This window comes from Brevundimonas sp. NPDC090276 (assembly GCF_044772165.1).
Lineage (GTDB): Bacteria > Pseudomonadota > Alphaproteobacteria > Caulobacterales > Caulobacteraceae > Brevundimonas.
This window is the reverse complement of record NZ_JBIVYK010000001.1, coordinates 794,278-818,562: the sequence shown is the minus strand read 5'-3', so window position 1 is coordinate 818,562 and position 24,285 is coordinate 794,278. Positions and strand designations below refer to the sequence as shown.

The window sequence follows — 24,285 nt, the reverse complement described above, 5'->3', positions numbered from 1 at the left end:
CGGCTAGTCCGGCCGCTTCTGCGCCGCGCCGACGTGTTCGATCCCCAGCCGCGCCGCGATCTCCATCTGCTTATGCCGCTCGGCATAACCCTCGCGCTGTTCCTCGGTGCGCGTATCGTGGCAGCGTTCGCAGCAGACGCCCTCGACATAGAGGGGCGACAGGCGGGCCTCGGGGCTGACCGGCATACGGCAGCCGCGGCACAGGCTGTGGTCGCCTTCCTTCAGGCCGTGACCGACCGCGACCCGCTCGTCGAAGACGAAGCAGTCGCCGCGCCACAGGCTCTCAGGCTCGGGGATGGTCTCAAGGTATTTCAGGATGCCGCCTTCCAGATGGAAGACCTGTTCGACGCCCTCGGCCCTGAGGAAGGCGGTGGCCTTTTCGCAGCGGATGCCGCCGGTGCAGTACATGGCGACCTTGGGCGGGTTGGGCCGATCCAGCAGGGCGCGGCCCTCGGTGCGGAACCAGTCGGGAAACTCGCGGAAGGTGCGCGTATTGGGCTGGATCGCGCCCTCGAAGACGCCGACCTCGACCTCGTAGTCGTTGCGGGTGTCGATGACGATGGTGTCGGGATCGGCGATCAGGGCGTTCCAGTCCTGAGGCGAGACATAGGCGCCGACGCCCTCGACCGGGTCGATGTCGGTCACGCCCATGGTGACGATCTCGGCCTTGAGCCGCACCTTCATGCGGTGAAACGGCATGACCTCGGCGGTCGAGTATTTCAGCTCCAGCCGGTCGAACCCTGGCAGGGCGCGCACCCCGTCCACGACGCGGGCGACGGCGGCGTCGGGACCGGCGATGGTGCCGTTGAGGCCTTCATGCGCCACCAGAAGCGTGCCGCGCACTTCGCTACCGCACAGGTCCAGCAGATGCGCCTGCACGGCTTCGCGGTCCGCAATGGGCGCAAAGCGATAGAGGGCGGCGACGCAGACGGGCGAGGCGGTTTCAGGCGTCACGAAAGGCATCCGGGCGGGCGGCGATGAAAAGGAAGCGGCCTCTATAGGCCTCGCGGCCCCGCGCGTCACGGCGACAGCTTGTTTACAACTATGAGTTACATACCACACTCAACCTGAAGGGTACCCGCCTTGCTGGAAGCCGCGCCCGTTCGAGCCCCCCGCATTCGCGTCATGGTCGTGGACGACAGCGCCATCGTGCGCGGCCTGATCGTGCAGACGCTGGAGCGCGACCCGGCGCTGCACGTCGTGGCGCGCGCCGCCAACGGCGAGGCGGCGCTGAGCGAACTGGCGCGCACCGCCGTCGACGTGGTGGTGCTGGACATCGAGATGCCGGTGATGGACGGGCTGACCGCCCTGCCCCTGATCCTGCAGCGCCAGCCGGACGTGAAGGTGGTCATGGCCTCGACCCTGACGCGACGCAACGCCCGCATCAGCCTGCAAGCCCTGCAGGCCGGGGCCGCCGACTACGTGCCCAAGCCCGAGACGGGCGGGCTGGTCGGCGCCGAGGATTTCGCGCGCGAACTGATCGCCAAGGTGAAGGCGCTCGGAGGCTGGAGAACCGTGCCGACCGCGCCATCACCCGCGCCCGCAGCCCCTGCCGTCCGCCCCGCCTCTTTATCACCGCCCATCCGGCCTCGGATCGTGGCCATCGGCGGCTCGACCGGGGCGCCGCCCGCCTTGATGAGCCTGTTCGCCGACCTGAAGGGCGAGCTGGAACAGGCGGTGCTGCTGACCCAGCACATGCCGCCGACCTTCACCGCCATGCTGGCCGAACAACTGGAGCGAACCGGCGGACGCCCCGCCGCCGAGGCGCGCGACGGCGAGCCCATCCTGCCGGGCCGCATCTATGTGGCGCCCGGCGGCTGGCACATGACGGTGGGCCGCAGCGGCCAGGTGCCGGTCATCCGCCTCAATCAGGAAGCGCCCGAGCACTTCTGCCGGCCCTCGGTCGATCCCATGCTGCGCTCGGCGGCGGCGGCTTACGGCCCCGGCCTGCTGGCGGTGATCCTGACCGGCATGGGCGCCGACGGGGCCGAGGGCTGTCGCGCCGTGGCCGAGGCGGGCGGGCGTTTCGTGGTGCAGGACGAGGCGACCAGCGTGGTCTGGGGCATGCCCGGCGCCGCCGCGAAAACAGGACTGGCCGAGGCGGTCCTGCCCCTCAACCAGATCGCGCCCTGGGTGCGGAGAGCCTGCGCATGACCGTCGCCTATGAGGGTTTTCGCAAGCTGGTGCTAGAACGCTCCGGCCTCGTGCTGACGGCGGACAAGGACTATCTGCTGAAAAGCAGGCTGGAGCCGCTGGCCCGCAAGGACGGCTTTGACGGTCTGGATCAGATGCTGGCCCGCGTCGGCGCCGAGCCGTCCGGGGCTCTGGCCCAGCGCTGCATCGACGCCATGGCGACGCATGAGTCCTTCTTCTTTCGCGACACCACGCCGTTTGACCAACTGCGCGACGTCATTCTGCCCGACCTTCTGGCGGCGCGGGCGCAGAGCCGCACCCTGCGCATCTGGAGCGCCGCCTGCTCCAGCGGACAGGAGCCCTATTCCCTGGCCATGCTGCTGATGGAGGAGCAGGCGCGGATGCCCGGCTGGCGCATTGAGATCCTGGCCACCGACATGTCTCTGCCGATCCTGGAACGCGCCCGCACCGGCCTCTACAGCGACTTCGAGGTGAAGCGCGGCTTGACCGAGGCGCGTCTGGCGCGCTGGTTCACGCGTCAGGGGGACCAGTGGCTGCTGTCGCCGCAGGTGCGGGCGATGGTGCGGTTCGCGCCGCACAACCTGCTGGCCGGGACGGCGGGTCTGGGCCGTTTCGACCTGATCTTCTGCCGCAACGTCCTGATCTATTTCGACCGCGAGCATAAGCGCGCGGCGCTGAGCCAGATCGGTCAGGCGCTGGAGCCCCATGGGGCGCTGGTGCTGGGCAGCGCGGAGACGGTGGTGGGGCTGGAGAGCGGCTTTGCGCCGGCCGTGGGCTTGCGGGGGGTGTTCAGGCCGGGCGACTGACCTTGATCCTCCCCCTCCCCCGTCGCTGCGCGACAAGGGAGGATCAAGAGAAGCGCCCCACAATGACTCAGGGGCGAAGGCGGCAGCACGCCGTCTTCGCCCCCTCTACGCCCGTCCCGTCGCGGCCCGCAGGGGGCTCAGGCGGCGGCGAGACGATCCATTTCCGCCGTCAGGGCTTCGGCCTGTCGGGCCAGTTCGCCCGAGGCGTTGAGCAGTTCCGACGAGGCGTCGCTGGTCTGGACCGCCGCGGCGTTGACCCCGGCGATGCTGGTCGAGACCTGGCGCGTGCCCTCGGCCACCTGGGTCACGTTGGCGGCGATTTCGCGGGTGGCGGCGGACTGTTCCTCGACCGCCCCGGCGATGGCGGAGGCGATGTCGGCCACCTTGCGGATGGTGTCGGTGATGCTGCCGATGGCCCCGACCGAGGTCTGGGTCGCCGCCTGCATGGCCGAGACCTGGGACGAGATTTCGTGCGTGGCCCGCGCCGTCTGATCCGACAGGCTCTTCACCTCCGAGGCCACGACGGCGAAGCCCTTGCCCGCCTCGCCCGCCCGCGCCGCCTCGATGGTGGCGTTGAGCGCCAGCAGCTTGGTCTGGCCGGCGATGTCGTTGATCAGGGTGACGACGTTGCCGATCTTCTGAGCGGCGTCGGCCAGGGTGCGGATGGCCTCGCTGGTGCGGTCCGCCTCGCTCACCGCATGCTGCGAGATGCTGCTGGACTCGGCCACCTGCCGCGCGATCTCGGCGATGGAGGCGGTCAGTTCCTCGCCCGCCGAGGACACGGTCTGGACGTTGACCGAGGTGACCTCGGCCGCCGCCGTCACCGATCCGGCCTGGCGCGTGGTCTCCTCGGCCGTGCCGGCCATGCCCTCGGCGGTGGCCCGCATCTGCGAGGCCGCCGAAGCGACGATGCCCGATATCTCGGTCACCCGCGCCGCCACCTGCTTCTGGGCGCTGATGTCGGTGGCGAACTTGACCACCTTGATCGGCGCGCCGCGCGCGTCGAGGATGGGATTATAGCTGGCCTGCAGCCAGACCTCGCGCCCGTCCTTGCCCACCCGACGATACTGGCCGGCGTCGTATTCGCCGCGCCCCAGCTTCTCCCAGAAGGCGCGATAGGCGCCGGACTGCACCTCGGCAGGGTCGACGAACATGGAGTGATGGCGGCCGACGATTTCCTCCAGCCGATAGCCGGTGGTGCTCAGGAAGTTGCCGTTGGCGCTCTGGATCGTCCCGTCCAGGCTGAACTCGATCACCGCCTGGGCCTTGCTCAGCGCCTCCAGCATCCCGGCGTGCTTGCGCAGTTCCGTGACGTCGTTCCACTCCAGCACATTGCCGACATAGTCGCCGCCGGCGTCCAGCACCGACATGACCCTGAGCGCGAAGCGCAGGTCGCCGACGCTGATCTCGGCGATGTGCGGGCGAGCCAGCGGGTGGGCCAGCATGGCGCGCTGGTGGCTGGGATCCTTGTGGAAGACGTCGATGGAGGTGCCCACCATCCGGTCCAGCGCCACCCCGGGGAAGGCGCGGGCGAAGGCGGCCTCATTGGCCTTCAGCAGGGCGCGCGTGGCGTCGTTCAGGTCGATGATGGTCAGGTCGCGGTCGACCATCATCAGGGCGGCGGAGGTGGACCGCACCACCGCGCGGGCGAAGGCGTCGGGGTCCGGTCCGACAATCAGGTCGTCCAGCTGTTCAGCGGCGGCGGTGCGCGACATGGCAGGCTCCTTGGTGGTCCGTTCAGGCCGCGGCGGCCGGGGCGGACAGGGTGAAGGTCTGTTCGATGTTGAGGATCAGGAGGGACGCGTCGTCGTGGCGGTACAGGCCGTCGCACAGGGCCCGCCATTCGGAGGCCAGGGTGACGGGCAGAGGCTCCCTCGCCGCGCGGTCCAGCCACAGGACGTCGCCGACGTCCTCGACCTGAAGGGCGTAGAGCTCGCCTCCGCGTTCGACGATGACGCTCATGTGCGGCTGGCCGATCTCGCGCGGCGGCAAGCCCAGGCGGCGGCGCATATCCACCGCCGTGATGATCCGCCCGCGCAGGTTCAGCGACCCCGCCACCTCGAACGGGGCCAGCGGCACGCGGTCGATGCGCACCGGGGCGATCACGTCCTGAACCCTGAGCAGGGGGACGCCGATCATCTGGTCGCCGACGCGGACGGCGACCAGACCTTCCAGCGGGGGTTCGGTCGGAACGGGGGTCATGCGGCCTCCTGATCTTGTGAAAGCAACTGGGCGACATCGCTCAGCAAGGCGTCCTGCGGCGGACCTGTCAGCGATTGGACGCCAAGGCCCAGCAGCGGCGTGGCGTGCCAGGCCGAGGCGCGGCCGAAGGCGGCGGCCATGCGCCGCGCCGCCGATCCAGCGGGACTGGTGTCGGCCAGGATCAGGTCGAAGGCGGCGCCCGCGTCGTGCAGGACCAGGGCCGCCTCGGGATCCGTCGCCACCTCGACCTCGTAGCCGGCCTGGGCCAACAGGGGGCCGAGCAGCATCCGCACGAAGGGGCTCTCATCCACCACCAGCAGGCGCTTGGCGGCGCGGGCGGAAGCTACCTCGGCGCGCGGTTCAGCCAGGCCGTCGCAACGCCGCCAGTAGAAATCCACGTCGATCAATTCTGTGGCCCGGCCCGCAACCACGACGCTGCCGCTCACCCCGGTCGAGGCCCCCGCCAGTTCGACGGCGGCGGCGGCCTCAACGATGTCCACGATCTCCTCGGCCATCAGGCCCAGGCTGCGGTCGCCGCGCGAGAAGACGAGCAGCGGGCGCTTGGTCGGCGGCGCCGACGTCAGGGGCGCGCCGTCCGCGTTCAGCACCGGCATCAACCGCCCCCGGTACTGCAACAGCGACCGCCCGTCGGCCCATTCCAGCGCCGCGGGCTCCACCTCCTCGATGCGGGCCACGCCCGCCAGGGGCGCCGCCTTCAGCCCGTCGTCGGCGGCGCGGAAGACCAGCAGGGCCTCCGAGCGGTCGTCGCCGGACGAGGCCTCGGCGGCCATGTCCTCGCCGCCGTTCAGCAGGGCGCCGGCGCCCGCCTCGACCGCCATGCCCTTGAAGTCCAGGATCATGATGACCGCCCCGTCGCCGAGGATGGTCGCGCCGGAATAGAGCTTCAGGTGGCGCAGGATGGCGGCTACCGGCTTGACCACGATCTCCTCGGTGTCGAACACCCGATCAACGATGACGCCGAAGTCGAAGGCCCCGACGCGGGCCACCACGATGCAGGCCTCGCCGCGCGGCCCGTCCGGCGCCTCCAACCCCAGCAGGGCTTGCAAGGACACCAGCGGCAGCAGGCGGTCGCGCAGCCGCAGCACCTCGGCGCCGTTGATGTGTTCGATGCGGCGGCCCGCCGCGCCATTGGCGCTGACCAGTTCGATGATGCTGGCCTGAGGCATGGCGAAGCGCTCGCCGCAGCACTCGACCACCAGCCCGGCGATGATGCTGAGCGTCAGGGGGATGCGGATGGTGAAGCGTGTCCCCTGCCCCTCGACCGAGGTCAGTTCGACGGCCCCGCCGATGGCCTCGATATTGGTGCGCACCACATCCATGCCGACCCCGCGCCCCGACACCGCCGTCACAGCAGACGCCGTCGAGAAGCCGGGCAGGAAGATCAGCTGACGCGCCTCGGCGTCGCTCATGGCCGTCGCCTGAGCCGGCGTGATCAGCCCCGCCTCGACCGCCTTGTCGCGGATGCGGGCGGCGGGCAGGCCGCGCCCGTCGTCGGCCATCTCGATCAGGATGGCCCCGCCCTCGTGCCGGGCCGACAGGCTGATGCGGCCGATCTCGGGCTTGCCCGCCGCGCGCCGTTGATCCGGCGTTTCCAGCCCGTGGTCGGCGGCGTTGCGGATCATGTGGGTCAGGGGGTCGCGGATCAGCTCCATGACCTGGCGATCCAGCTCGGTCTCCTCGCCGGTCATGACCAGATCGATGCGCTTGCCCAGGTCGGAGGCCAGGTCACGCACCAGACGCGGCAGCTTGGCCCAAGCCCCGCCGATCGGCTGCATTCGGGTGGTCATCACCCCTTCCTGCAGTTCGCTGGTCACCTGATTGAGCCGGTGCAGCGGCCCGGCGAAGGGCGTCTCGGGCTGGTCGCGCAGGGTCTGGATCAACTGATTGCGGATCAGCACCAGCTCGCTGACCATGGTCATCAGGCCTTCCAGGGTGTCGACGCCGACGCGGATGGTCTGCGGTCCCTTGGCGGGTTCCGCGCGGTCGGCGCGCGATGGCTCGGCCTCGCGCTCGACGGGCGGGGCTGCGAGCAAGGCATCAACCGCCTCGCCCCCGGCTTCCAGATCGATCAGGTTCTGACGCACGGCCTGAACGAAGGCCGCTTCGTGCGAAGTCAGCGCCTCGCCGAAGGTCTCGGCCAGGGCCCGCTGAAAGGCCCCGGGCGCGGCTGCGGCGCGGGCGACGCCGCACAGGGCCTCGCGCCATTCGGCCTGCACCCGGTCCAGGTCGATCCCGGCGAACAGAGGGCCCGTGTCGGGGGCCGTGACCAGCAGGGCCAGCGCGCCTTCACAGGCGGCGTCCAGCGTGGCCTCGCCGCCGACCCGTTCCAGCAGGGGGCGCGACGCGGCGGGCGCAACCTCAGCTGGCGCGCTGTCGCCCGCATAGATCCGGTCCAGCCGCGCGATCAGGGCGCTATCGTCGCCCTCGGGCTCGACACCGGTTTCGGCCAGTCCCTCGATCACGGCCCGGACCACGTCCACGGCGTCGAGAATGACGGTGACGGAAGACGCGTCCACCGCCAGCGTCCCGTCGCGATAGAGGCCCAGCACATTTTCGGCGGCGTGGGTCACGCTCTGCAACCGCACCAGGCCGAGGAAGCCCGAGCCGCCCTTGAGGCTGTGGATCAGGCGAAAGATGTCCCCCAGCAGATCGGGGTCGTCCGGCGTCTGCTCGAAGCGGACCAGTTTGGCGTCCACCGCCTCGATGCCCTCGCGGGCCTCGGACACGAATTCGATGATGACGTCGTCCACGATCAATCACCCCCTTGAGGGCGGCGGAACCGCCCCTGTCGAATACAACCTTCAAGGGAAACCGGTTAATCCAAGCTTAAGCGAATACACCTTAAAGCTGTATCGTCACCCCTGAGGGGTCGGCGCGTCCTTCAATCACAGCGGCCTGTTCGGCCGCGCCTGTGCAACGAGGAATGGAATGGCCGCGGACAAGAGCATGAACGTCCTGGTGGTGGACGACTACAAGTCGATGGTGCGGATCGTGCGGGGCATGCTGAACCAGCTGGGCTTCGTCAACGTCGACGACGCGCCCGACGGGGCGGCCGCCATGGCCCTGCTGAAAGAGAAGTCATACGGCCTGGTCCTGTCGGACTGGAACATGCAGCCGGTCACGGGGCTGGAGCTGCTGAAACAGGTCCGCGCCGAGGAAAGGACCAAGGCCACCCCCTTCGTCATGGTCACCGCCGAGGCCAAGGTCGAGAACGTCATCGCCGCGCGTCAGGCCGGGGTGAACAACTACGTCATCAAGCCCTTCACCCTGGCGGTGCTGAAGCAGAAACTGACCTCGGTTATCGGCGAGATTTGATCATGACGCCGCAACAGATACTGGCCGAGATCGATCATCTGAGGCGCGAACTGGCGATCGCCGCCGACGACCTGTTGTCCGCCGCCGAACAGGGCCTGGCCTTGACGCAGGCCGAGCCGATGGACGCGGAGGCGGTGACCGCCAGCTTTCATCGCATCCTCGCGGCTTGCAGCTTCCAGGACCTGGCGGACCAGAGGATCGACCGGCTGCTGACGGCCCTGACCGGACGCAGGGCCCCGCCTCGCCCCGACGCCGCCCTGCTGAACGGCCCGACGCGGGCGGGCGAAACGGGCCTGGACCAGTCGGCGGCGGACGCCCTGCTGGCGAGATAAGGCCGCTTCACGGCTTGCCAAGCCGTCGCCAAAGGGGTGCACTAGGGCTTCGTTCCGCAGTCACCGTTCGGGCGCCGCCATACTGATCTTCCGCCACAGCCGGTCCGCCCCATGACCGCCCCCGAGACCGCGCCGCCTACGCGCACCGGGGCGCTGGCGCCGCTGAACCATCCGGTCTTCCGCGCCGTCTGGATCACCAGCCTGGCGACCAATTTCGGCGGTCTGATCCAGTCGGTCGGCGCCGCCTGGATGATGTCCTCCATCGCCTCGGCCCAGATGGTGGCCTTGGTCCAGGCCTCGGTCACCCTGCCCATCATGCTGTTGTCGCTGGCGGCGGGGGCGCTGGCCGACACGGTGGACCGGCGCAAGATCATGCTGGCGGCCCAGAGCTTCATGTTGCTGGTCTCGGCGGGGCTGTCGGTCATGACCTATCTGGGCCTGATCACGCCCTGGGTGCTGCTCAGCTTCACCTTCCTGATCGGCTGCGGCGTTGCCTTCAACGGCCCGGCCTGGCAGGCCTCGGTCGGCGATATGGTCCCGCGTGAGGATCTGGCCGGGGCCGTGACCCTGAACTCCATGGGCTTCAACCTGGCGCGCAGCGTCGGGCCGGCTATCGGCGGCATGATCGTGGCGGCGGCGGGCGCGGCGGCGGCCTTTGCGGTCAACGCCGTCAGCTATGTCGGCCTGCTGGTCGTCCTGTTCCGCTGGAAGCCGGACCGGCCCAAGCAGGTCCTGCCGCGCGAAGGCCTGCTGGCCGCCATGGCCGGGGGCGTGCGCTACGCCTTCCTGTCGCCGCGCGTGACGGCGGTGCTGCTGCGCGCCGTGGTCTTCGGCGTCGGGGCCAGCGCGGTTCAGGCCCTGATGCCGCTGGTGGCGCGCGAGGGCGGCGGCGGGCCTCTGGTCTTCGGCCTGTTTCTCGGGGCCTTCGGCGTCGGCGCCGTGGGCGGGGCCCTGTTCGTCGGCAAGCTGCGCGCCCGATACGAGACCGAGACCATCGTCCGCGTGGCCGGACTGGCCTTCGCCGCCGCCGCCGCCGTCATCGGGTTCAGCCCCTGGGTGGCCCTGACCCTGCCGGCCCTGATGATCGCGGGTGCGGGCTGGGTGCTGGTGCTGTCGACCTTCAACGTCACGGTGCAGATGTCGGTGCCGCGCTGGGTCGTGGCCCGGGCGCTGGCGCTCTACCAGATGGCGGCCTTCGGCGGCATGGCGGGCGGCAGCTGGCTGTGGGGGGCGCTGGCCCAGAGCCAGGGCCTGGACATGGCGCTCGGCCTGTCGTCGGGGGTGCTGCTGCTGGCGGTGGTGATCGGCCTGCGGGTGCCCCTGCCCTCAACCGCCAATCTGAACATGGACCTGCTGCGGCGCTGGACCGAGCCCCAGACGCAGATCCCCATCGAACCGCGCAGCGGACCGGTGGTGGTCTCCATCGCCTATCGCATCCGGGAAGATGACATCGACGATTTCCTGGCCGTGATGGACGAGCGGCGCCGGGTGCGTCGCCGCGACGGCGCCCGCCAGTGGCGGCTGCTGCGCGACCTGGCCGAGCCGGACATCTGGGTCGAAAAATACCAGACCCCAACCTGGCTGGACTACGTCCGCCACAACCAGCGCATCACCCAGGCCGACGCCGACATCTCGCAGCGCATCTACGCCCTGCATCAGGGGCCGGACAAACCCGTCGTGCACCGCCTGATCGAGCGCACCACCGCGCCCCTGGCGGCAAACCTGCATGAGGACCGCCACTACGGCGAACCGCTGACGGACCCGACGCGTTCGTCCTGAACATGACCCCGCCGCCCGCCCCTCCGCCCGCGTCTGAACCCTCTCGGGAATGGTGGCGGGGCGCGGTCGTCTATCAGGTCTATCCGCGCAGTTTCGCCGATACGACAGGCGACGGGGTCGGCGACCTGAAGGGGATCACGGCCCATCTGGATCACGTGGCCTCGCTGGGCGTGGACGCGGTGTGGATCTCGCCCTTCTATCCCTCGCCGATGAAGGACTTCGGCTACGACGTCGCCGACTATTGCAACGTCGATCCGGTGTTCGGGACACTGGCCGATTTCGACGCCCTGCTGGCCAAGGCCCACGGACTGGGGCTGAGGATCATTCTCGATCAGGTCTGGTCACACACCTCGGACCAGCATCCGTGGTTTCAGGCCAGCCGTCAGGACCGCACCAACTCTTTCGCCGACTGGTATGTCTGGGCCGACGCCAAGGTTGATGGCTCGCCGCCGAACAACTGGCAGTCGGTATTCGGCGGGCCGGGCTGGACCTGGGACGCGCGGCGCGGCCAGTATTATCAGCACAACTTCCTGCCCGAGCAGCCGCAGTTGAACGGCCGCCACCCGGCGGTTCAGGACGCCCTGCTGGCGGTCGGCAAGTTCTGGCTGGACCGGGGCGTGGACGGTTTTCGTCTGGACGCCGTCAACTTCATGATCGGCGACCCGGCCCTGCGGGACAATCCGCCTCTGCCGCCCGGCGGCAAACGGACCCGGCCCTTCGATTTTCAGGACAAGATTCACAACCAGTCATCGCCCGACATCCTGCCCTTCCTTGAGCGGGTGCGGGCGCTGACTGACGGCTATGGCGACCGCTTCACCGTGGCCGAGGTCGGCGGCGACCACGTCGCGCGCGAGATGAAGGCCTTCACCGCCGACGGCCGCCTGAACAGCGCCTATGGCTTCCTCTACCTCTACGCAGAGCAGCTGACGGCGGATCTGATCAAGGCGGGCGCGGCCATGTGGCCGGGGTCTGAAGGCGAAGGCTGGCCGTCGTGGACCTTTTCCAACCATGACGCGCCGCGCGCCGTGTCGCGCTGGGCCGAGGGCCGCGATCCCCGCGCCCTGGCCGAGATGCTGATGCTGCTGCTGGTCTGTCTGCGCGGCAACGTCTTCATCTATTACGGCGAGGAACTGGGCCTGCCCCAGGCCGAGGTGCCGTTCGAGCGGCTGGTCGATCCCGAGGCCATCGCCAACTGGCCGCAGACTTTGGGCCGTGACGGCGCCCGCACGCCGATGCCGTGGCGGTCGGACGCGGCCAATGCCGGCTTCTCGACCGTGGAGCCCTGGCTGCCGATCGACGCCCGCCACCCGGCGCTGGCGGTGGACGCGCAGGAGGCCGATCCGGCGTCGATGCTACACGCGACACGCCGCATCCTGGCCCTGCGCCGCGTCCATCCGGCGCTGAGGACGGGGACGATGACGATGCTGGCGACCGACCCCCTGCTGGTCTTCAGCCGCGAGGACGAGGGCGAGACCCTGCTGGCGGTGTTCAACCTGGGGCATGAGGCGCAGGCCTGGGTCGCGCCCGAGGGCTATACCGTTATCGACGCCGTCTATTCGGGCGCGGCGGGGTCTCTGCCGCCGTTGGGCGGGGTTCTGCTGCACAAACAGGCCTTCTGAGAAATATTTCCCCTCTGCACGAACCGGATACGGTCCGAACTGTTTCACGAAAGCGACATGCTGCAACGCACACGTTCCGGCAGCGCTCGACAAACGAAAAAACTGGTCTAGGGAAGCGGCGCGGGAAACTTCGCGTAAGGTCAAGACCATGAAGATCGCAGTCCTGGGCGCCGGCGTCATCGGCGTGACGACGGCTCACTATCTGGCCAAGGCCGGCCACGAGGTCACGGTGATCGACCGCCAGAGCGGCCCGGCGCTGGAGACCAGCTTCGCCAACGCGGGCGAGATCTCGCCCGGCTACTCCTCGCCCTGGGCCGCCCCCGGCATCCCGGCCAAGGCGGTGAAGTGGCTGTTCATGCGCCACGCCCCGCTGATCCTGCAGCCCCACATGAACGTGGCGACCGTGCGCTGGCTGCTGGCCCTGCTGCGCAACTGCACCTCGACCCGCTATGCCCTGAACAAGGCGCGGATGGTGCGTCTGGCCGAATACAGCCAGGAGGTTCAGACCGCCCTGAACGCTGAGCTGGGCCTGCAGTACGACCACCGCACCCAGGGCACCCTGCAACTGTTCCGCACCCAGAAGCAGCTGGACGGGATCTACAAGGACACCGAGGTCCTGCGCGAAGGTGGCGTGCCCTTCGAGGTGCTGGATCAGGACGGCTGCATCAAGGCCGAGCCGGGCCTGAAGGCCACGCGCGACCTGTTCGTCGGCGGTCTGCGCCTGCCCAAGGACGAGACCGGCGACTGCTTCAAGTTCACCAATGCGCTGGGCGACGTGGCTGTCGGGCAGGGCGTGACCTTCCTCTACGACACCGCCATCAAGGCCCTGATCACCGACAAGGGCCGGGTCAGCGGCGTCCAGACCGACAAGGGCGTGATCACCGCCGACGCCTATGTCCTGGCCCTGGGGTCCTACTCGCCGCAGATGGTCAAGCCGCTGGGCATGACCCTGCCGGTCTATCCGGTGAAGGGCTATTCGATCACCGCCCCCATCGTGAACGAGCCCGCCGCCCCCGTCTCGACCATCATGGACGAGAGCTACAAGGTGGCCATCACCCGTCTGGGCGACCGCATCCGCGTCGGCGGCATGGCCGAGATCTCGGGCTACAACAACGTCCTGCCGGAACAGCGCCGCAACACGCTGGAGCACTCGGTGGGCTCGCTCTTCCCCGGCGCGGGCGACCTGAAGGCGGCGACCTACTGGTCCGGCCTGCGCCCCATGACGCCGGACGGCACCCCGGTCATCGGCAAGACGAAGTTCGACAACCTGTTCCTGAACACCGGCCACGGCACGCTAGGCTGGACCATGGCCTGCGGCTCGGCCCGCGTCATCGCCGACATCGTCAGCGGCCAGACCCCCGACATCGAGACGGCGGATCTGGGGATTGCTCGCTACGGGTGAGTTCTTCCTTCTCCCCTTGCGGGAGAAGGGATTACGTATCCTGCCTCGCCTTTGCGGCCACCGACCGCAGACCGGCCAGCAGGGCCGCGCTGGTCGCGTCGGCCTGACAGCCCGCCGTGAGGATCAGGCGCATGGCCTGGACATGGACGGCGACCGTGGGCCAACTCCAGACGCCGCCGGTCTGCATCCGGTCGGCCACGTCGCACAGGCTGTAGCCGGCCTCGTACAGAGGGCCGGTGTCGAAGAAGCCCGCCGTGTCCAGCAGCGAAGACGCCAGCCTGTAGACCTGCGGTTCCGAACCCGGCGCGGCGGCGACGACGACCAGTTCCAGCTCGGTGATGGTCCCGGCGACGGCGGTCATGACGTCGTCGCGGTGGCGCTCCAGCCGCTCGTTGGCGCGGCGCTCGACGTCGGCGAGGGTGCGGCCTCCCGGCTGGGCCATCTGGCGCGCCAGGCTGGTCTTGATCTTCAGGGTGCGGGCTTCGGTCACTGGGCGGTACTCACAGGGCGACCCTTTGGGGCTTCATCAGCATGTCGATGTCGGACTGGTCCATATTGGCCTCGACGGCGGCGCCGACGTGGGCGGACAAGTCGTCCTTGCGCCGTCCCGCCACGCCCAGCGGCGGGCCGAAGTTGCGCACGCGACGGTCGGGTCCGACGTAGTTCTCGCTCTCGACGAACTCGCGCTCGTCGCCCGCCAGCCAGAGAATACGACGCAGCAGGACGGCGGGGGTCAGGGGCTTGGTGACGACAAAGCTGACGCCGCAGTCGCGACCTTCCTGCACCTTGGACTGAGAGGCGTGGCCGGTCAGCAGCATGATGGGAATGAAGCGCAGGGGCGCCGGTGTCTCACGCCGCAGCCAGCGGGCGAAGGCGTAGCTGTCCATCGCCGGGTCGGCGCAGTCGATGACGATCAGGTCGACGGCGCGGTTCTGGATGATGCGCACGGCCTCGACCGCCGAGGCGCACTTGATCTGCTCCTTGACGCCGAAGCCGTGAAACACCGAACTGAGCATGTCCAGCGCCTGCGGATTGTCGTCGATCAACAGGACCGTCGACTGCTCCAGATTGACCCGGTCGGTCGCGCTCATGGGATCAGTCGAACAGCAGCAGGTCGCCGGACACGGCGGCGACCGGGGCGGCGACTGGGGCGGCGTCGGACGACAACGGCTTAACCCGGAACGACATTTCGCGCAGGCGGTCGGCCATCTCGGCCAGAGGCAGGGCCGCCAGGGCCGTGTCCATCGGCTGATCGGCCGCGAGCGCCCCGGCCAGACCCGACAGGGCGTCGACGCGCTGGCTCAGCACGTCGAAGGCCTGCATCCGGGTCAGGAAGGTCAGGCGCTGCTCGGGCGGGGCCAGACGCAGCAGTTCGGACACCAGGCCGCCGGCCTCGTCCACGCCCGCCCGGATGTCGGCCAGTTCGGCGGCGACGGCCGCCAACAGGCCCTTGGCGTCGTATTCGGTCATCAGAACAGCTCCAGCGCGCCGGAATCGACGGGCGGCGGCGGCGGCGTCGGACGCGGAGCGACCGCGTCCGTGACCGCGCGTTGCAGCGCCCGACCGGTCACCGGCCAGTAGTGTAGTCGACGCCCCCCGGCGCCCCTGAGGCTGGCGCCGACGACGGGGATGCCCTCGTCGGCCAGAAAACGTTCGGCGAAATCGGCGTTGGACGTGCCCACGTCCTTCAGCGAGTCGAACATCCGGCCGCCGCCGAACAGCTTGGCTTCCAGCCGGTCGCAACGACCACCGGCCTTCAGCACGTCGTTGATCAGCAGCTCCATCGCATAGGCGCCGTAGCGGCGGCTCGCGTCGGTCCCCGCCCCCGCGCCTTCGGGCAGAAGGAAGTGGTTCATGCCGCCAACCCCGGCCACGGGATCGCGCAGGCACATGGCGACGCAGCTGCCGAGCACGGTCGAGAGCACGACATCGGGATCAGACGTCACATAGTGCTCGCCCTGCCCCACATGCACGCGCCGTTCGTTCGGCGGCTGGACGCCCGCGCCGATCATGTCAGAGGGCCGAACACGCCTTCCAGCTTCTCTTTCAGCTGGGCGGTGGTGAAGGGTTTGACCAGATAGTTGTTCACGCCGAACTGCACCGCGCGCTGCACCAGTTCACGGTCGGCGCGGCCGGTCAGCATGATGAAGGCGGTCTTGGAAGTCGGCGGGTGAGCGCGGATGGCGCGCAGCAGACCCAGGCCGTCCAGGTTCGGCATGTTGAAGTCCGAGATGACCAGATGCACCGGCTTGGTGATGATCGACCGCAGGGCCAACTCGCCGTCGGCGGCTTCACTGATCTCGCGCACGCCGATCTGCTGCAGGCTGTTGCGGATCAGGGAGCGCATGGTCAGTTGGTCGTCGACGACAAGGACGTTGAGGGCGGAAGCGGCGGGCATACGGGTAGTCCTTACGCGACAGGCTTGGAGGCGGCCGCACCGGCGGCGCACAGATCGAGAATGGCGGGGGCGAGACGGGGCAGAGACAGCTGGCGCTCCACGGCGCCCAGCTCGAAGGCGGCGCGCGGCATGCCGTAGACGACGCTGGAGGCTTCATCCTGGCCCAGGGTGCGGGCGCCGGCCTGACGCATGGCCAGCAGGCCCTTGGCGCCGTCCTTGCCCATGCCGGTCAGGATGACCCCGGTCATGGGACGCCCCAGACGGGCGACCGAGTGGAACAGGACGTCGACCGACGGGCGGTGGCCGTTGACCGGGTCGGCCGCGATCAGACGGCAACGTCCGCCCGAGACCTCCAGATGCCGCTCGCCGCCGGGGGCGATATAGACGTGACCGGGCATCAGGGGCGCGCCGTCGACAGCCTCGGTGACCGTGGCGCCGGACGCCTTGTCCAGACGGGCGGCGAAGCTCTTGGTGAAGGTGGCGGGCATGTGCTGCGTCACCACCGTCGCCGGGCAGTTGGCCGGGAAGGCCGTCAGGATGTTCAGCAGGGCTTCCACCCCGCCGGTCGAGGCGCCGATGGCCAGGACATGGTTGGCGTCGGCGCGATAGGCGCCGTCCACCGCGCGCGTCTCGCGCGTTTCCAGCGGACGGACGCGAGACCGGGCGGCGATCTTCACCTTGTCGGCCAGATCGCCGAAGGCTTCCTGGGCCGGAACGCCCGGCGCGGGCTTGGCTACGGCGTCCACGGCGCCGACCTCGAGCGCCGCCAGGGTCACGTCGGTGCCCGCCTGGGTCAGGGTCGAGACCATGACCACCGGCATGGGCCGCAGCCGCATGATCTTCTCGAGGAATTCCAGCCCGTTCATATTGGGCATCTCGACGTCGAGGGTGATGACGTCGGGGTTCAGTTCCTTGATGGCGGCGCGGGCCTCCAGCGGATCGGCGGCGGTGCCGACGACCGAGATCTCGGGATCGCGGCGCAGGACGGCGCTGATCAGGCTGCGCATGGTGGCGCTGTCGTCGACGATCAGGACGCGGACAGGATTCTGGCTCATGCCCGGCCTCCCAGACGATAGGCGGTCAGGCCGCAGGTCTGCAGCTGGGCCGTCGCCGGGCCGCTGACGCGCTCGGAGTGGCCGATATAGAGGGTGGCGCCCGGGGTCATCATCGGGGTGAAGCGGCTCCAGACCAACTCCTGGGTCGCGTCGTCGAAATAGATGACCACGTTGCGGCAGAAGATGACGTCGAACTTGCCGCGCATCGGCCAGTCGCCGATCAGGTTCAGCTCGCGGAACGACACCAGACGACGCAGGGTGTCATCAGCGCTGAAGCAGCCGGGACGGCCCGCGACGGGCTCGAAATGCTTGCGGCCCGAGGCCGGGACCGGCGACAGCAGCTCTTCGGAGTAAATCCCCGCAGCGCCCTCGGCGACCATGTTGGGGTCGATGTCGGTGGCCAGGATGCGCACGTCCAGATCCGCTGCTTCCGGCAGGACGTCCAGCACCGTCAGGGCCATGGAGTAAGGCTCCTGTCCGTTGGAACAGGCCGCCGACCACAGGCGCACGCGCCCGCCCGCCCGCGCCCGCGCCGCCAGTTCCGGCATGACGTGGTCGCGCAGGTGATCGAAGTGGTGCGGCTCGCGGTAGAAGCGGGTGACGTTGGTGGTCAGGGCCGCGGTCATGGCCTGACGCTCGTCGACACCCTCCACGCCCTCGATGAGGGCGCAGTAGTCGCGGAAGCTGCGCAGCCCCAGCACCCGCAGGCGCTTGGCCAGGCGGGAATAGACCAGGGCGGCCTTGCCCTCGCTCAGGGCGATGCCGGCGTGGGCGTGCAGGGTCTGGGCGATGTGGCGGAAATCCTCGGCGGTGAAGACGAACTCGCCTTCCACCAGGGACGTCCGCCCGGAGGCGGTGGTCATGCGGCTTCGGCTTCGCTTTCAGCCGGCAGGACGTGTTCCAGATCGATCAGGCTGATCATGCGGCCGCCCTCGACGGCGAAGATGCCCTTCACGAAGGTCTTCACATGGTCGCTGGCGACGTCGGGGGTCGGCTGGATGGTCGAGTCCGTCAGTTGCACGATGTCCGACACGGCGTCGACCAGCAGGCCGACCAGACGGCTGCCGATATGGGCCACCATGATGACGTGGCGGGCGGTCGGCTCGGTCGTGGCCAGACCGAAGCGGGCGCCCAGGTCGATGATCGGCAGGACGATGCCGCGCAGGTTTATCACGCCCTTCATGTAGGACGGCGAGCGCGGCAGCGGGGTCGCGGGGGTCCAGCCGCGGATCTCGCGGACGTTCATGATGTCGACACAGAATTCCTGCTCGCCGATGCGGAAGGCGATCAGTTCGCGGTCGGCGCCGGCGACGTTGGAGGTGACTTCGGTCATGGTGCTCAGCTCGCCATCTTCAGTTCGGGGCGGTTGGATTTACGGCGCCCGGCGATGACCAGGGCGTCGATGTCGAGGATCAGGGCGACGCTGCCGTCGCCCAGAATGGTCGCGGCGGAGACGCCTTCGACGTGGCGGTAGTGGGTTTCCAGACTCTTGATGACGACCTGGCGCTGACCGTTGATGGCGTCGACCAGCAGGGCGGCGCGCGAGCCGGCCTCGGTCTCGACGATCATGACCACCCCGCCCATCAGGGGCGTGGCGTCCTCGCGAAAGCCCATGACGCGACCCACGTCGACCAGGGGCACGAACTCCTCACGGAAGCGGATCACCGCGTCATGGCCGCCGACGTAGTGGACGTCCTCAACGCGGGGGGTCAGGCTCTCGACGATGGCCGACAGGGGGGCCACCAGGGTCTGTTCGGCGGCGGCCACCACCATGCCGTCCAGCACGGCCAGGGTCAGCGGCAGGCTGAGGGTGAAGGTCGAGCCCTTGCCCGGGTTGGAGCTGATCGAGATACGGCCGCCCAGGGCCTGGATGGAACGACGCACCACGTCCATGCCGACGCCGCGGCCCGAGACGTCCGTGATGGTCTCGGCGGTCGAGAAACCGGGCAGGAAGATCAGGTTGTCGACCTCGTCGTCGGTCAGGACGGCGTCCTCGGCGATCAGGCCGCGATCCACGGCGATGCCGCGCACGCGGGGGCGGTTGATGCCTTTGCCGTCGTCGGCGATCTCGATGACGATGCGGCCCGAGCGGTGCAGGGCGGCCAGACGGACCGTGCCCTCAGCGGGCTTGCCGGCGGCTTCGCGCTCCTCGGGGCTTTCCAGCCCGTGGTCGATGGCGTTGCGCAGCATGTGGGTGATCGGCTCGGCCAGGCGTTCGACCACGGTCTTGTCGACCTCGGTGTCCTCGCCCGAAGTGACCAGGCGCACGCGCTTGCCGGTCATCTCGGCGACTTCGCGGACCAGACGGGGCATGCGCTGGAACACCGACTTCACCGGCTGGGCGCGGATGGCCATGACGCTGTCCTGAATGTCGCGCGTCAGCAGCTCCAGGTCTTCCAGACCCAGGGCGATGTCCGACGAACGGGCCAGGCCGCTCTCCATCACGCGCTGGGCCAGCATGGCCTGCTGGATGACCAGTTCGCCGACCACGTTGATCAGGCGGTCCACCCGGTCCAGATCGACGCGGATGGTCACCGGGGCCACGGCGGCCGGCGTCGAGGGCGCGGCGGGGGCCGGAGCAGCGGGCGCGACCGGCTTGGGCGCGGGAGCGGCGGGCGCCTGAGCGGCGACGACCACCGGCTCAGGGGCCGCGACGACCGGAGCGGGCGCAGGCGCCTCGACGGGGGCGGCGGCCTTGGCCAGCAGGGCGGCGATGTCGAACTCGGGCGCGGCGGGCGCGGCGTCCAGAATCGGCAGCGGCGGCAGATCGGCCTCGACCGAAGGTGTTGCTCCGCCCAGGGCGGTGATGCTCAGGTCGCAGTCCATCTCGACGAAGTCGAAGACGTCGCGGACATCCGCCTCGGCGGCGTCGCCGGTCAGGACGATGGTCCAGATCAGGTGGGCGTCCTCGGCGTCCAGGGCGTCCAGCGACGGCAGGCCGCTGGCGTCCAGCTCGACCGAGGTCTGGCCCAGCCTCGCCAGTTCGCGCAGCAGCAGGCTGACGTCGTTGGCGCTGGCGTAGAGGCGAGGATGCGGACGGAAGACGATGCGCCAGCCGGCGGCGCTCGGCGTAACCAGGTCCGGCAGATCGAGCGACGGCAGCTCAAGGGAAGGCAGGTCCAGCGACGGCAGTTCGGCGGGCGCGCCGAAGTCGGCCAGATCCAGCGTCAGGGGCGTGAAGCCGAAATCGTCCTCGTCGGCCACAGCGGCGACGGGCGCGGCGGCGACGGCCTGACCGTGGGTCAGGACTTCCAGCTCGGCCACCAGACCGGCCGAACGCGCGGCGTCGACGGGCGCGCCGGTTCCTTGCGCGGCGGCGATATGATCGGCCAGCACATCGGAAGCGCGCAGCAGGGTCTTGATGGTGACGTCGTCGCATTCCTTACGGCCCGAGCGCAGCTCGTCCATCAGGGTCTCGAAGACGTGGGCGAAGCGGACCAGATCTTCCAGGCCGAAGGCCCCTGCCCCGCCCTTGACCGAGTGGACGGCGCGGAAGACGGCGTTGATCGTCTCGATGTCGCCCTCGCCGGTCTCCAGCGCCAGCAGATTGGCTTCCAGATCGCCCAGCAGTTCGCTGCACTCCTGGAAGAAGGTGACCTTGATGGCCTCGAACGGATCGTCGCTCATAAGTCTGGTGTCCTCAGGCCGCGACGCGACGGACGGCGTCGACCAGCTTGGCCGGGTCGAAGGGTTTGACGATCCAGCCGGTGGCCCCGGCCTCGCGGGCGCGCTGCTTCTTGGCGGCGTCGCTTTCGGTGGTCAGGACCAGAACCGGGGTGGCCTTGTGGTTGGGATCGGCGCGCATGCCCTCGATGAAGCCGAAGCCGTCCATGCGGGGCATGTTGATGTCGGTGATGACGATGTCGGGGTTTTCGGCCCGCAGCACCTCCAGACCGTGGATCCCGTCCTCGGCCTGAACCACGCGATAGCCGGCGTCTTTCAGCGCCAGCATCAGCATGTCCCGCATGGTGCGGGAATCATCGACAGTCAGGATGGTCTTGGTCACGCGAGTTGTCCTTGCGGAGCGAGGTCCGCGGCGGAGGCCCCAAAGGCGCTCCATTGCGAGGCCAGGGCCTCGGAAACATTGATAAAGGTCAAAGCCTGACCGTCGGCGCGCCAGGTCGCCAGCGCCGACAGCAAGACCTGAAGGCAGAGGCCGCCCAGACGCTCGACAGCCGAACCGTCCAGGGTCGCCTCCTGGCCGCGCACGGCCAGGAGTTGCGCCTTCAAGGGGTCGGCGGCGCGCAGATCAAGCACCGCCGGAAGGGTGATCAGGGTCGACATCAGAACTCTTCCCAACCGTCTTCGATCGGCTGCGCCTTGAGCGCGGCGCCGCCGCGACCGACGGTCTTGAGCGCAGCGATGGTCTGGGCCACCGGCTCGGGCGTGCGGGCCGGAGCGGCGGCAGGCGCGACCGGCGCCGGCTTCTTCACAGCGACCGGGGCCGCGGCATGGCCGGTGCGGAAGCGCGACACCGAGGCGGCCAGGACGTCGGCCTCCTGCGACAGCGAGTGGCTGGCGGCGGTCGACTGCTCGACCATCGCCGCGTTCTGCTGGGTCACCTGATCCATCTGGTTCACGGCGGTGTTGACCTGTTGCAGGCCGGTGGCCTGTTCCTGGGCCGAGGCCGAGATTTCCGAGACCAGGCCGTCGATTTCGGCCACGCGGCTGACGATGCGCTGCAGGGCCTCGCCCGTCTGGCCGACCAGGTTGACGCCCGCGCCGACCTGCTGGCCCGAGGCCGAGATCAGGGTCTTGATCTCCTTGGCGGCTTCGGCCGAGCGCTGGGCCAGGGCCCGGACTTCCGAGGCGACCACGGCGAAGCCGCGACCGGCGTCGCCCGCACGGGCGGCCTCGACCCCGGCGTTCAGGGCCAGAAGGTTGGTCTGGAAGGCGATCTCGTCGATGACGCCGATGATGTTGCCGATCTGGGCCGAGGACTGCTCGATGGCGTTCATGGCCTCCACGGCGTCGCGGACGATGACGCCGCTCTTCTCAGCGTCGCCGCGCGCGGACTGGACCACGCCCGAAGCTTGCCGTGCGCCGTCGGCGGTGCGGTTCACCGTGGCGGTGATCTCGTCCAGGGCGGCGGCGGTTTCCTCCAGCGAGGCGGCCTGCTGCTCGGTGCGGCGCGACAGGTCGTCGGAGGCCTGGCTGATCTCGCTGGAGCCCGAACGGATGGCGGCGACGTTGGTCACCACGACAGCCACGGCCTGTTCCAGCTGCGAAATGGCGGCGTTGAAGTCGGTCTTCAGCTGCGCCGCCTTGGGCGAAACCTCGGCCGTCATGCGATGGGTCAGATCGCCGCCCGCCATGGCCTGCAGGCCCTCGGCCAGAGCGGTGATGGCGACGCGGTCTTCTTCAGCCGCCCTCGCCTTCTCGGCCTCGACGCGGGCGCGCTCGTCCTCGGCCGCCTGGCGCTGGGCCACGGCCTCGGCTTCCAGACGGGCGTTGGCGATGGCGGCGTCCTTGAAGGCCGTCACGGCCGAGGCCATCTGGCCGACCTCGTCCTTGCGGCCCATGGCCGGAACGAGGATCGAGGTGTCGCCGCCGGCCAGACGACGCATGGCCGAGGTCATCGACAGCAGCGGCTTGCCCAGCAGGTTGGTCAGCAGGAAGGCCATGGCGGCGGCGATGATCAGGGCGACAATGACGCCGCCGATCAGGACCATGCGGGCCGACTTGGCCACCTGGACCTGGACGTCGCCGAAGACGCGGCCCTGTTCGGTCTTCTCGGTGATCAGCGAGCCCAGGGCGTCCTCGGCCGGGCTGATATACTTGTCGGCCGAGCCTTCGCGACCGACCATGGCCACGGCCTCGGCGTAGGTCGCGGGGTTGGCGGCCAGTGCGCGTCCGGCCTCGACGACGTTCTTGGCCCATTCGTCAGCGGCGACGCGGGCGGCGCGGACTTCCGCGTCGCTGTTGCGATCCAGCTGGGCGATCCGGTCCAGGCTCTTGTTGAAGTTCTCGCGGTGCGCGGTCAGGCGCTCCAGGTAGTAGGCGTCATGCGACAGCAGGAAGCCGCGATAGCTGCTTTCCTGACGCGCCAGATAGAACTGTGCGGTCTCGGCCTCGCGCTGCACCGCCGAGGCGCGGGCGCGGTCCATGCGCGCCTTCTCCATGGCGTTGACCTGCACGAAGACCGTCACGCCCATGATGGCGATGGCGGCGATGACGACGGCGAAGGCCGCCATCAGTTTTCTTTCGATCTTGAGATCGCTCAGCATGCTCATTGATCTTCTCCCCCCGGATTTCTGTTCAATCGGCTCAGAGCGCGAACGTCAGCGCGCCCACCAGGCGGCCGTCGTAGTTCTCGCCCAGGGCATGGCTGTCGGTGTCGTACCAGCGGACATCCAGCGACAGCTTGTCCGTCAGCTTGTGCTTCACGCCGAGGTTCCAGGCGGCGTATTCAGCGCCGCCGTCGGCGGTGCGGTCAGCGATGGCGACCGAGGCCTTGGTGTTCGGGCCGACCGAAACCGTGCCCTGCAGTTCGACCCACCAGGCTTCCTTGGTCGCGGCGAAACCGTCGGGCGTATAGTTGACGCGCAGGCGGGTGTTGACCGGCCCCAGCTTGCGCGAGGCGTCAGCCTGATATTCCCAATAGTTGGCGTCGACGCCGGCGCGCGTTCCCGGCAGGTCGCGGTTCACCACCGACAGGTCGAACTTGTAGCCGGCGGCCTCGGGGCGCCAGCCGATGGCGCTGACGATCTCGGCGTCCGAGCCCTGCGACAGCTTGGCGGTGGAGACGAAGACGTTGGCGTAGAAGGCGCCGGTGGAGACTTCGACCGTGCCGTTGACGCTGGGATCTCCGGCGCTCTTGCCCAGACCCTTGCCGACATATTCGCTGGCCACGCCGATCTGGGCGCTGAAGTCAGGGGCCGCAATGGCGTGCGCCTGGGCGGCGCCGGCGCTCATCACCGCGGCGAAGCCGGCGAGGAGCGGAATGAAGGTCGCGCCGTTCTGGCGCTTCAGGGTACTCAATTCGAGCATTTCTACCTCAGTGACTATGAGGTCTATCTGACCGAACAAGCGTAGATTTTTGTAAATCCGGGACTACGTAGAACTCCGCACCCCGCCAGAATTTACCCGGATAGCCATCGCCATGGTTAAGGCTTCGTTGCCGCCAGAAACCGCAGAGACTTTATCCTTAACAGCCAAAAACCATCTTTACAGTAACCGCCATTTTTTTGCCTATATACAAA

General features: G+C 69.0%; 24 protein-coding genes. 7 read left to right on the top strand and 17 right to left on the bottom strand.

What is annotated here, in order from left to right; all coding sequences use genetic code 11:
• Positions 1-3: 3 nt before the first annotated feature.
• Positions 4-954 carry a rhodanese-related sulfurtransferase gene (locus ACIQTU_RS03890; RefSeq protein WP_400542597.1) on the bottom strand — a complete coding sequence of 317 codons (951 nt, stop codon included), beginning with the start codon at positions 952-954 and terminating at the stop codon, positions 4-6.
• Positions 955-1,083: 129 nt separating this feature from the next.
• Here ACIQTU_RS03890 and ACIQTU_RS03885 point away from each other — a divergent pair, with 129 nt between their 5' ends.
• Positions 1,084-2,154, top strand: a complete 1,071-nt coding sequence (locus ACIQTU_RS03885) for a chemotaxis response regulator protein-glutamate methylesterase (protein ID WP_400542594.1) — start codon at positions 1,084-1,086, stop codon at positions 2,152-2,154.
• Positions 2,151-2,960, top strand: a complete 810-nt coding sequence (locus tag ACIQTU_RS03880; protein WP_400542591.1) for a CheR family methyltransferase — start codon at positions 2,151-2,153, stop codon at positions 2,958-2,960. Before ACIQTU_RS03885 ends, ACIQTU_RS03880 begins: the two co-directional genes overlap by 4 nt.
• A gap of 137 nt (positions 2,961-3,097) precedes the next feature.
• Here the strand turns inward: ACIQTU_RS03880 and ACIQTU_RS03875 are convergent, their stop codons facing one another.
• The 3 genes from ACIQTU_RS03875 to ACIQTU_RS03865 are packed head-to-tail and all read right to left on the bottom strand — an operon-like array spanning position 3,098 to position 7,933.
• Entirely contained in the window at positions 3,098-4,675 is a 1,578-nt protein-coding gene (locus ACIQTU_RS03875) for a methyl-accepting chemotaxis protein (RefSeq protein WP_400542588.1), read from the bottom strand.
• Between the two features lie 22 nt (positions 4,676-4,697).
• Positions 4,698-5,162: a chemotaxis protein CheW gene (locus ACIQTU_RS03870; RefSeq protein ID WP_400542585.1), complete on the bottom strand. Its 465-nt coding sequence runs from the start codon at positions 5,160-5,162 to the stop codon at positions 4,698-4,700.
• Positions 5,159-7,933, bottom strand: a complete 2,775-nt coding sequence (locus tag ACIQTU_RS03865; RefSeq protein WP_400542582.1) for a hybrid sensor histidine kinase/response regulator — start codon at positions 7,931-7,933, stop codon at positions 5,159-5,161. The genes ACIQTU_RS03870 and ACIQTU_RS03865 overlap by 4 nt, the downstream gene beginning before the upstream one ends.
• Positions 7,934-8,111: 178 nt before the next feature.
• Between ACIQTU_RS03865 and ACIQTU_RS03860 the strand changes: the two genes are divergently transcribed.
• The 5 genes from ACIQTU_RS03860 (at position 8,112) to ACIQTU_RS03840 (ending at position 13,630) form a co-directional block, all read left to right on the top strand.
• Positions 8,112-8,498 carry a response regulator gene (locus ACIQTU_RS03860; RefSeq protein WP_400542579.1) on the top strand — a complete coding sequence of 129 codons (387 nt, stop codon included), beginning with the start codon at positions 8,112-8,114 and terminating at the stop codon, positions 8,496-8,498.
• Positions 8,499-8,500: 2 nt separating this feature from the next.
• Positions 8,501-8,830 carry a hypothetical protein gene (locus ACIQTU_RS03855; protein WP_400542576.1) on the top strand — a complete coding sequence of 110 codons (330 nt, stop codon included), beginning with the start codon at positions 8,501-8,503 and terminating at the stop codon, positions 8,828-8,830.
• A 111-nt stretch (positions 8,831-8,941) separates the two neighbouring features.
• On the top strand, positions 8,942-10,609 hold the full coding sequence (locus ACIQTU_RS03850) for an MFS transporter (protein WP_400542573.1): 1,668 nt from the start codon (positions 8,942-8,944) through the stop codon (positions 10,607-10,609).
• Positions 10,610-10,611: 2 nt separating this feature from the next.
• Entirely contained in the window at positions 10,612-12,228 is a 1,617-nt protein-coding gene (locus ACIQTU_RS03845; RefSeq protein WP_400542570.1) for an alpha-amylase family glycosyl hydrolase, read from the top strand.
• A complete protein-coding gene (locus ACIQTU_RS03840; protein ID WP_400542567.1) occupies positions 12,110-13,630 on the top strand; it encodes a D-amino acid dehydrogenase in 1,521 nt (506 codons plus the stop codon). The genes ACIQTU_RS03845 and ACIQTU_RS03840 overlap by 119 nt, the downstream gene beginning before the upstream one ends.
• Before the next feature lie 31 nt (positions 13,631-13,661).
• On the opposite strand, the gene ACIQTU_RS03835 is transcribed toward ACIQTU_RS03840, so the two are convergent.
• The 13 genes from ACIQTU_RS03835 to ACIQTU_RS03775 are packed head-to-tail and all read right to left on the bottom strand — an operon-like array spanning position 13,662 to position 24,073.
• Complete coding sequence (locus ACIQTU_RS03835; RefSeq protein ID WP_400542564.1) at positions 13,662-14,120, bottom strand: chemotaxis protein CheE; 459 nt, start codon at positions 14,118-14,120, stop codon at positions 13,662-13,664.
• A gap of 10 nt (positions 14,121-14,130) precedes the next feature.
• Positions 14,131-14,721, bottom strand: a complete 591-nt coding sequence (locus tag ACIQTU_RS03830) for a response regulator (RefSeq protein WP_400542562.1) — start codon at positions 14,719-14,721, stop codon at positions 14,131-14,133.
• A 4-nt stretch (positions 14,722-14,725) separates the two neighbouring features.
• The gene (locus tag ACIQTU_RS03825) at positions 14,726-15,100 is read right to left on the bottom strand and encodes a hypothetical protein (RefSeq protein ID WP_400542561.1); all 375 of its coding nucleotides are present in this window, start codon (positions 15,098-15,100) and stop codon (positions 14,726-14,728) included.
• Positions 15,100-15,642 (bottom strand): chemotaxis protein CheD, encoded by a 543-nt coding sequence (locus ACIQTU_RS03820; protein WP_400542560.1) that lies wholly within the window; start codon positions 15,640-15,642, stop codon positions 15,100-15,102. The genes ACIQTU_RS03825 and ACIQTU_RS03820 overlap by 1 nt, the downstream gene beginning before the upstream one ends.
• On the bottom strand, positions 15,639-16,028 hold the full coding sequence (locus ACIQTU_RS03815; protein WP_105563813.1) for a response regulator: 390 nt from the start codon (positions 16,026-16,028) through the stop codon (positions 15,639-15,641). Before ACIQTU_RS03815 ends, ACIQTU_RS03820 begins: the two co-directional genes overlap by 4 nt.
• A gap of 11 nt (positions 16,029-16,039) precedes the next feature.
• Entirely contained in the window at positions 16,040-17,083 is a 1,044-nt protein-coding gene (locus ACIQTU_RS03810) for a chemotaxis response regulator protein-glutamate methylesterase (RefSeq protein ID WP_400542558.1), read from the bottom strand.
• The gene (locus ACIQTU_RS03805; protein ID WP_400542556.1) at positions 17,080-17,946 is read right to left on the bottom strand and encodes a CheR family methyltransferase; all 867 of its coding nucleotides are present in this window, start codon (positions 17,944-17,946) and stop codon (positions 17,080-17,082) included. The genes ACIQTU_RS03810 and ACIQTU_RS03805 overlap by 4 nt, the downstream gene beginning before the upstream one ends.
• Positions 17,943-18,416, bottom strand: coding sequence for a chemotaxis protein CheW (locus ACIQTU_RS03800; protein ID WP_400542554.1), 474 nt, complete (start codon positions 18,414-18,416; stop codon positions 17,943-17,945). Before ACIQTU_RS03800 ends, ACIQTU_RS03805 begins: the two co-directional genes overlap by 4 nt.
• Before the next feature lie 5 nt (positions 18,417-18,421).
• Positions 18,422-20,710, bottom strand: coding sequence for a chemotaxis protein CheA (locus ACIQTU_RS03795; RefSeq protein WP_400542552.1), 2,289 nt, complete (start codon positions 20,708-20,710; stop codon positions 18,422-18,424).
• 13 nt (positions 20,711-20,723) lie between these two features.
• Complete coding sequence (locus ACIQTU_RS03790; protein WP_300196327.1) at positions 20,724-21,089, bottom strand: response regulator; 366 nt, start codon at positions 21,087-21,089, stop codon at positions 20,724-20,726.
• On the bottom strand, positions 21,086-21,367 hold the full coding sequence (locus ACIQTU_RS03785; RefSeq protein ID WP_400542548.1) for an STAS domain-containing protein: 282 nt from the start codon (positions 21,365-21,367) through the stop codon (positions 21,086-21,088). The genes ACIQTU_RS03790 and ACIQTU_RS03785 overlap by 4 nt, the downstream gene beginning before the upstream one ends.
• The gene (locus tag ACIQTU_RS03780) at positions 21,367-23,316 is read right to left on the bottom strand and encodes a methyl-accepting chemotaxis protein (protein WP_400542545.1); all 1,950 of its coding nucleotides are present in this window, start codon (positions 23,314-23,316) and stop codon (positions 21,367-21,369) included. Before ACIQTU_RS03780 ends, ACIQTU_RS03785 begins: the two co-directional genes overlap by 1 nt.
• 34 nt (positions 23,317-23,350) lie before the next feature.
• Positions 23,351-24,073, bottom strand: coding sequence for a TorF family putative porin (locus ACIQTU_RS03775; RefSeq protein WP_400542542.1), 723 nt, complete (start codon positions 24,071-24,073; stop codon positions 23,351-23,353).
• Positions 24,074-24,285: the final 212 nt, after the last annotated feature.

Coding starts and splice junctions, on each gene's coding strand:
- ACIQTU_RS03855 (WP_400542576.1), top strand. CDS start 8,501: ATGACGCCGCAACAGATACTGGCCGAGATCGATCATCTGAGGCGCGAA.
- ACIQTU_RS03780 (WP_400542545.1), bottom strand. CDS start 23,316: ATGAGCATGCTGAGCGATCTCAAGATCGAAAGAAAACTGATGGCGGCC.
- ACIQTU_RS03820 (WP_400542560.1), bottom strand. CDS start 15,642: ATGATCGGCGCGGGCGTCCAGCCGCCGAACGAACGGCGCGTGCATGTG.
- ACIQTU_RS03880 (WP_400542591.1), top strand. CDS start 2,151: ATGACCGTCGCCTATGAGGGTTTTCGCAAGCTGGTGCTAGAACGCTCC.
- ACIQTU_RS03785 (WP_400542548.1), bottom strand. CDS start 21,367: ATGTCGACCCTGATCACCCTTCCGGCGGTGCTTGATCTGCGCGCCGCC.
- ACIQTU_RS03825 (WP_400542561.1), bottom strand. CDS start 15,100: ATGACCGAATACGACGCCAAGGGCCTGTTGGCGGCCGTCGCCGCCGAA.
- ACIQTU_RS03850 (WP_400542573.1), top strand. CDS start 8,942: ATGACCGCCCCCGAGACCGCGCCGCCTACGCGCACCGGGGCGCTGGCG.
- ACIQTU_RS03830 (WP_400542562.1), bottom strand. CDS start 14,721: ATGAGCGCGACCGACCGGGTCAATCTGGAGCAGTCGACGGTCCTGTTG.
- ACIQTU_RS03875 (WP_400542588.1), bottom strand. CDS start 4,675: ATGTCGCGCACCGCCGCCGCTGAACAGCTGGACGACCTGATTGTCGGA.
- ACIQTU_RS03860 (WP_400542579.1), top strand. CDS start 8,112: ATGGCCGCGGACAAGAGCATGAACGTCCTGGTGGTGGACGACTACAAG.
- ACIQTU_RS03870 (WP_400542585.1), bottom strand. CDS start 5,162: ATGACCCCCGTTCCGACCGAACCCCCGCTGGAAGGTCTGGTCGCCGTC.
- ACIQTU_RS03800 (WP_400542554.1), bottom strand. CDS start 18,416: ATGACCGAAGTCACCTCCAACGTCGCCGGCGCCGACCGCGAACTGATC.
- ACIQTU_RS03805 (WP_400542556.1), bottom strand. CDS start 17,946: ATGACCACCGCCTCCGGGCGGACGTCCCTGGTGGAAGGCGAGTTCGTC.
- ACIQTU_RS03845 (WP_400542570.1), top strand. CDS start 10,612: ATGACCCCGCCGCCCGCCCCTCCGCCCGCGTCTGAACCCTCTCGGGAA.
- ACIQTU_RS03840 (WP_400542567.1), top strand. CDS start 12,110: ATGAGGCGCAGGCCTGGGTCGCGCCCGAGGGCTATACCGTTATCGACG.
- ACIQTU_RS03815 (WP_105563813.1), bottom strand. CDS start 16,028: ATGCCCGCCGCTTCCGCCCTCAACGTCCTTGTCGTCGACGACCAACTG.
- ACIQTU_RS03810 (WP_400542558.1), bottom strand. CDS start 17,083: ATGAGCCAGAATCCTGTCCGCGTCCTGATCGTCGACGACAGCGCCACC.
- ACIQTU_RS03795 (WP_400542552.1), bottom strand. CDS start 20,710: ATGAGCGACGATCCGTTCGAGGCCATCAAGGTCACCTTCTTCCAGGAG.
- ACIQTU_RS03775 (WP_400542542.1), bottom strand. CDS start 24,073: ATGCTCGAATTGAGTACCCTGAAGCGCCAGAACGGCGCGACCTTCATT.